The 5883-nt window shown below is 39.9% G+C and carries 6 protein-coding genes; 2 read left to right on the top strand and 4 right to left on the bottom strand.

The window, feature by feature from the left end:
* Positions 1 to 193: 193 nt before the first annotated feature.
* Positions 194 to 322 (bottom strand): hypothetical protein, encoded by a 129-nt coding sequence (locus ASV53_RS26180; RefSeq protein ID WP_261859056.1) that lies wholly within the window; start codon positions 320 to 322, stop codon positions 194 to 196.
* A gap of 229 nt (positions 323 to 551) precedes the next feature.
* Here ASV53_RS26180 and ASV53_RS22160 point away from each other — a divergent pair, with 229 nt between their 5' ends.
* On the top strand, positions 552 to 2153 hold the full coding sequence (locus ASV53_RS22160; RefSeq protein WP_500690244.1) for an EAL domain-containing protein: 1602 nt from the start codon (positions 552 to 554) through the stop codon (positions 2151 to 2153).
* Positions 2154 to 2280: 127 nt separating this feature from the next.
* Here ASV53_RS22160 and nagZ read toward each other — a convergent pair whose 3' ends face one another.
* Entirely contained in the window at positions 2281 to 3285 is a 1005-nt protein-coding gene (nagZ, locus tag ASV53_RS22155; protein WP_094958712.1) for a beta-N-acetylhexosaminidase, read from the bottom strand.
* A gap of 368 nt (positions 3286 to 3653) precedes the next feature.
* Between nagZ and ASV53_RS22150 the strand changes: the two genes are divergently transcribed.
* On the top strand, positions 3654 to 4142 hold the full coding sequence (locus tag ASV53_RS22150) for a DUF1097 domain-containing protein (RefSeq protein ID WP_094958711.1): 489 nt from the start codon (positions 3654 to 3656) through the stop codon (positions 4140 to 4142).
* A 183-nt stretch (positions 4143 to 4325) separates the two neighbouring features.
* Here the strand turns inward: ASV53_RS22150 and ASV53_RS22145 are convergent, their stop codons facing one another.
* Both ASV53_RS22145 and ASV53_RS22140 read right to left on the bottom strand, forming a co-directional pair.
* The gene (locus tag ASV53_RS22145; protein WP_062691222.1) at positions 4326 to 4715 is read right to left on the bottom strand and encodes a hypothetical protein; all 390 of its coding nucleotides are present in this window, start codon (positions 4713 to 4715) and stop codon (positions 4326 to 4328) included.
* 348 nt (positions 4716 to 5063) lie between these two features.
* Entirely contained in the window at positions 5064 to 5747 is a 684-nt protein-coding gene (locus ASV53_RS22140) for an outer membrane beta-barrel protein (protein ID WP_094958710.1), read from the bottom strand.
* Between the last annotated feature and the right edge of the window lie 136 nt (positions 5748 to 5883).

Below are 5883 nucleotides of genomic sequence, written 5' to 3'. Positions count from 1 at the left end.
ATTTACAGATTAATATAATTTAATTTTATAAGGTCAGTTTATGGAAATTGTTCTAGTTCTTGCATTTATTGTTGGTGGTATTTTCGTCATTACTCGTGAGAAAAAATGCACCAAAAATGTTGATTACTCGCGCGAATCTCTTTAATTCACATTTTGCGATGATTAACCGATAAATGCCAATCTAAACAACTGTTTAGATTGGTTGTTCTTTCATTCTCTTTTCCATGCCCTGCTTGTCACTTTTCTTATTTCGTTTTATACCCACACCATCTATACCCAATGAGCACTGTTCGTACGTTGCTGTCATTTGCATGCTATTCATAGTTCTATCACTATCTATATGATTTTATTTTGTATTTTTTGTAACGAACAATCTAATAAGACATGATCTAAGTCGTATATATAGTGACGATTTTGCTTGTTAAGTTGGCGATTTATCAATATCGTTTAACAACACACGGATGTGCTCATGTTGCACATAAATAATGACATTTGATTTCTAATTATTTCCTCATATGCCTTCAAACAGCCAATCTTCATCGCCATTGAAAATGAGTGCTCTGTTCGCTTCAATGAACTTACGCAACTGGGTCGCCAGCCTGCTCTTCATGTTTCTATGTGGTGCATTACTTGTTTCGACAAGTAGTTATGTGTCAAAGCTTTATTTGCAGCACACTATTAGCAATGATGCTAAAAACATGCTTCAGCAGTACAGTCAGCAAGTTGATTCTTTGGATAGTAAGCTGGAAACGCTGTCTAAATTATTTCTATTTGATTGCAAGGCATTAGATCGCCACCAGTTAAAGCATATTACCTACAATGATTATGCGCTACGCCGTTTATCGTTGCATAACTCTGATGGTTCTCAGTGTTCAAGTTTTGAAGGAGCAAGTGGTGAAAACAGCTTGTCACCCTTAATTTCAACCTTGTCTGAACAGTCTTCTTTGTGGGTAACATCTGGTTCTAGAAATGAGCAGAGTTTGCTAGTGGCACAGTGGCAAGGTGAAAAGGGGTCACTTTATGTGCACATGGAGCCGATAGTTACTGAAGCCATACGTCATAAATATTGCAAAAACTGTGTGCTGACGGCAATTTCAGCTGTTGATAATCCGACAGTTTCATTTTGGCGTGGTGATGCGGCGTTATTCTCACAACCTATCTTATTTAGCATGAACCTAGACAATGGCATTAATATTCGTGTCTATGTGTCGCCTCAATTACTGTCTATCTACCACAGTAAAATGCTCATTCCGCTACTTATACTTGGCTTTGGTATTGGCTTTATTGCGTTAGTCATTATTCGCTTCTTTGAATATCGAAAAATGTCATTACATGCATTGGTTGAACAAGGGATAATACAGCGAGAGTTTATACCTTATTATCAGCCGATTGTTGATGTATCGACTAATAGCCTGTACGGCTGCGAAATGTTGGCTCGCTGGAAACGGCATGGGCAAGGCCTGATATCTCCAATGGAGTTTATTCCTTATGTTGAGAAAAGCGGACAGATTTTACCGATAACAGAGCAGCTCATTGAGAAAGCGATCGGTGATGTTTCTAAGCTTAACTGGGGTGACACTCAACAAGTCATTAGTGTGAATATTGTACCCGATCAACTGGAACATGTTGAGGTGTTGGCAAGTTCACTCGCAATATTGGATGAGTCGCCTTTGTTGCCATCTCAACTGGCATTTGAAGTCACGGAACGTAAGCGTTTTACTAATTTATCGATGGCATCGCAAGTGATTGAGACACTCCGAACTCAAGGCATAGATGTGAAGCTAGACGATGCTGGAACAGGTTATGGTGGCTTCAGCTATATTCAACAACTGGATATTCGCAGTATTAAAATCGATAAAATGTTTGTTGAAACGATAGGAACAGCAGACCTTAAATTATCATTATTGGACTCGATAATTGCTTTTGGTCGTGAAGCTCAAATGGAAATGATAGCCGAAGGCGTTGAGACAGAGGAGCAGTCCCGCTATCTAGCTAAGCATGGAGTGACTTTACAGCAAGGCTTCTATTTTGGTCGTCCGATGCCATTTCGAGATTTTGCGTATTACTGCAAGAGTATGGTATCTCGAAAATCGTTAACTAAACGTTTTAATATCCCACCTACGCTGTTGTATAACCAAGTTGATGAGTGTTAAGTACTTAAAATGAAAAGTGCCAGCCAGTATGATCGACCTCGCTGGCACATATTGTTGTTTATCTTATTGCACGTTGTATTGCCATGATGCGTTCATTTTAGTGAAGTAAACAGTACAACTCTGACTGTTAACCTTGGTTTGAGAACCAATCTTCGCGTACGCGTTGAATAGTTGCTTGAGTTGATTTCCAGCGTTCAGAGCGAATGAGATCGCTGTATTCACCACAAGGGCGTTTTAAAAGTGTTTCAAGGTGCGGTACTTGAGTTTGCGGTAAACCATCGAGTGCTTCGATAGCACCTTGGCGGTTATTGCAAAGCATTACCATGTCGCAGCCGGCTTGTTGAGCTGCAATCGCACGTTCGCTGTAACTCCCCATTACGTCTGCGCCTTTCATGTTGAGGTCATCTGAAAAGATGACACCTTTGAAACTAAGATCTTGGCGTAGTACTTTCTTAAGCCAGTATTCAGAACCACTTGCGGGTTGATCGTCATAAGCATCAAATACAACGTGTGCTGGCATCATTGCATCTAATAGCTTGTGATCAATCAGTTGCTTAAATACTGTCATATCATGGTGTTTAATGTTGTCGCGAGAGTCGATAGGGGTTTCTAAGTGAGAATCAGCTAATACGCCACCATGTCCAGGGAAGTGTTTCCCTGTCGTTGCCATGCCTGCCTCTTTCATGCCTCTAATAAACTGAGACGCATAAGTGAATACTTGCTGCGGATCATCTGAAAACGCACGATCCCCAATAGCTTTACAATCAAAACCTAGGTCTAATACAGGAGCTAAGCTGAGATCGATGTCCATAGCGAGCAATTCAGCCGCCATCAGCCAGCCACCTTGAAGAGCTAGCGTTTGTCCTTCTTTTTGTGCAGCAAAGGCCTTAGCGGGTGGTAAAAGTGTAAATTCATCGCGGAAGCGTTGAACGCGGCCACCTTCTTGATCGACTGCGATCAGCATAGGGCGGTTCGCTGTTTTTCTAATATCTTTTACTAATGCACGCAGTTGGGCGCGATCGTGATAATTTCGGGCAAAAAAGATAATCCCACCGACTGTAGGATGTTGAATTATTTCACGTTCTTCTGCATCTAGCTCGTAGCCAGATACATCAAGCATTAATGGGCCCATGATCACTCCGCAGATTGGCTCATAACAGCGCTTTTATCATTGTATTTATCAATGTATCAGGCGGTTATTAGTACATAATTTTTAAGTGGCAATAACTTAGCATAGTGGTAAATATCCGCAATTTATAATCGCTAATGCGCACTATTGTTTCTATATGAAAACACTGTGATGATTGGATAAAATAAAGGTAAAAGAGAACTTGTTGGTTATCTGTTCTATTGTGTTGAAAATAGCCATTAAATGGTGATCTGCATCGCATTCTATATGTCTTCGTATCACTCTATTACTTTATTATGTGATCAATGTAGCTGTGATTGCGTGTGTGCTTGTTTAGACTGTTTCCTTAATAAACAGTTAGGTTGGTTCATATGTCAGTGCTAGTTGCAATTGCGATCACTACGGGTATTTTATCGGGTATTTGGGGATGGGTGGCTGTCTCTTTAGGTTTACTAAGTTGGGCTGGCTTTCTTGGCTGTACAACGTATTTTGCATCACCCAAAGATGGCCTTAAAGGTGTTGGCTTAAGTATTGCGACGAACCTAAGTGGTGTTTTCTGGGCGATGGTTATTCTAAAGCTATCCAGTGAGTTTAGCTTAGAGATCATTGGCTATATAGTCACTGCCGTTGTTGCATTCTTTATGTGTGTACAAGCGAAGCAGACTTGGCTGAATTTCATTCCTGGTACTTTCATTGGCTCGTGTGCAACCTTTGCAGCTAACGGTGACTGGCAACTTGTTGTGCCTTCATTATTACTGGGTGTCGTGTTTGGCTATTGCATGAAATCGTCTGGCTTGTGGCTAAAAGAAAAACTAGATGTGACCCCAAAGGCGCTAAGCGCAGCGGATGACGCTCAATAACGTCGGCTAGTTAATACGATAAGTCAGCCACAGTTTTAATACTGTGCAAAATATGTAAAGAAAAGCCCCTTTCGACGGTAGTGAAAGGGGCTTTTTTTATTGAGCCGAAATAGCGGTTAGAGAGACGCTTATCGTTAATATCAATCAAAGTATCGATAGCACAATTGTCTTTAAAAAATGAATTTAAAGTGTTTCGGACAAAAGCGGGTGCTCTGTATGTATTGTTGGTTGTTGCTGATTGAAGTTAGGTACTGTTGTGCGGCCCAGCATAGATAACGTCACTAACCAGGTAGCGTATGGAATCTTAGCTTCACCGTCGCGCCAGCGTTTAATCATACGACCTGCGTTACCGCGAGAGGCTGAAGACCCTAGCATATAAGCGATATCAGTTTCTGATAGACCAAGCAATGCCTTCAGGGAATCCAACGCTTCGTTAATTTCAACCTGAGAAGGGTGCTGCCAGCCAATAAGAGGTGACTTTATGTTTTGCGGAGCATTATGGTTGTCGGCTAACCATTGTAAAAAAGTAGATGTTGATTTCATAAATCGGAAGTCGGTAGTTAATTTGTCCATAGTGTGTGCTTCTTGTATTTTCCATGATGAGGCTATGACTACTTCTTAGTGAGTAGCTTATAGCACTGTTAGCTTCTTATCCTCAGTAGATAACCAAAAGGTTGTCTGCTGAATTTTAATGTACATAATTTTTTTAAAACACCATTCTGTATTTGTACGGTGTTTGATTAATGTGGATTCTATACCGATATAAGTGTAATTATCAATATTACTTTTTAATTAATACATAGATTAAATGTGAATTAATAAATAATCACACGCAAGCATCCATTAGGGATGTCTTTTTTTTATTGAATGCTAATGCTGCGTGGTCATTTTCACAATGTAAGTTTGCATAATCAACATAACCTAAAAGCGGTAATTGGCACCAAAATATACAACCGTTAGCATGCTGTTCGTAACATTAAAAGTGTTATTGGCTTGATTATTTTTATTGTTCATTGAGCTATTAATTACTGACAGTCGCATACCAAAGTCGAGTGAAAAGTGCCGACCTATACGGCCTACTATCCCCGTTTGCGCACCATAGGTTAGGCCTGACGAGGTGAAGCTGTTAAAGTCGTTACTGCTGTCGATTGTTTCTCGCTGATGAAAACCTGCATGAATCCCCACATAGGGGTTCCAATTACGTTGCGATAAGAATAGGTACTCTGCATTGAGTAGGTGCTGAGAAATACTATCGCTTGTTTTCATTACGACTTTATCAGCACTATTGAGTCGCTCTGTCTCAGAATCAAACTGTTCAAAAGTGTAAAATATTCGATATCGATTCATGTCAGACACCCAACCAATATCAATACCAAACCCACCATATATATCTGCATCTTCTGAAGGTGATTCACTTGATTGGTCAGCGTTTAATTCTTGGTTGGAGTCGATCTCACTGAAACCTAACTTACTACCAATATACATAGAAGCATGGGCATGATAAGACGAAAAGAGTAAAGCTAGGAAAATTATTTTTATGGTTTTAGTCATGACATAACGCTGTTTTTCAGTATTTGGAATACACATCATATAGATAGTTAGCACAACAATAAAATATCGTTTTATTGTTGTGGTGCTCCATATTGGAGGTAACCTCTGTTGAGGTAATAATAAAATCTACATGTGGTGGTTAAAAACTGCTTTTATATTATAGCCTTATGATTAATGCAACTGAAAACTG

This window comes from Photobacterium sanguinicancri (genome assembly GCF_002265265.1).
Lineage (GTDB): Bacteria > Pseudomonadota > Gammaproteobacteria > Enterobacterales > Vibrionaceae > Photobacterium > Photobacterium sanguinicancri.
Note: the sequence above shows the minus strand (reverse complement) of the source record. Positions and strands in the feature narration are given on the sequence as shown.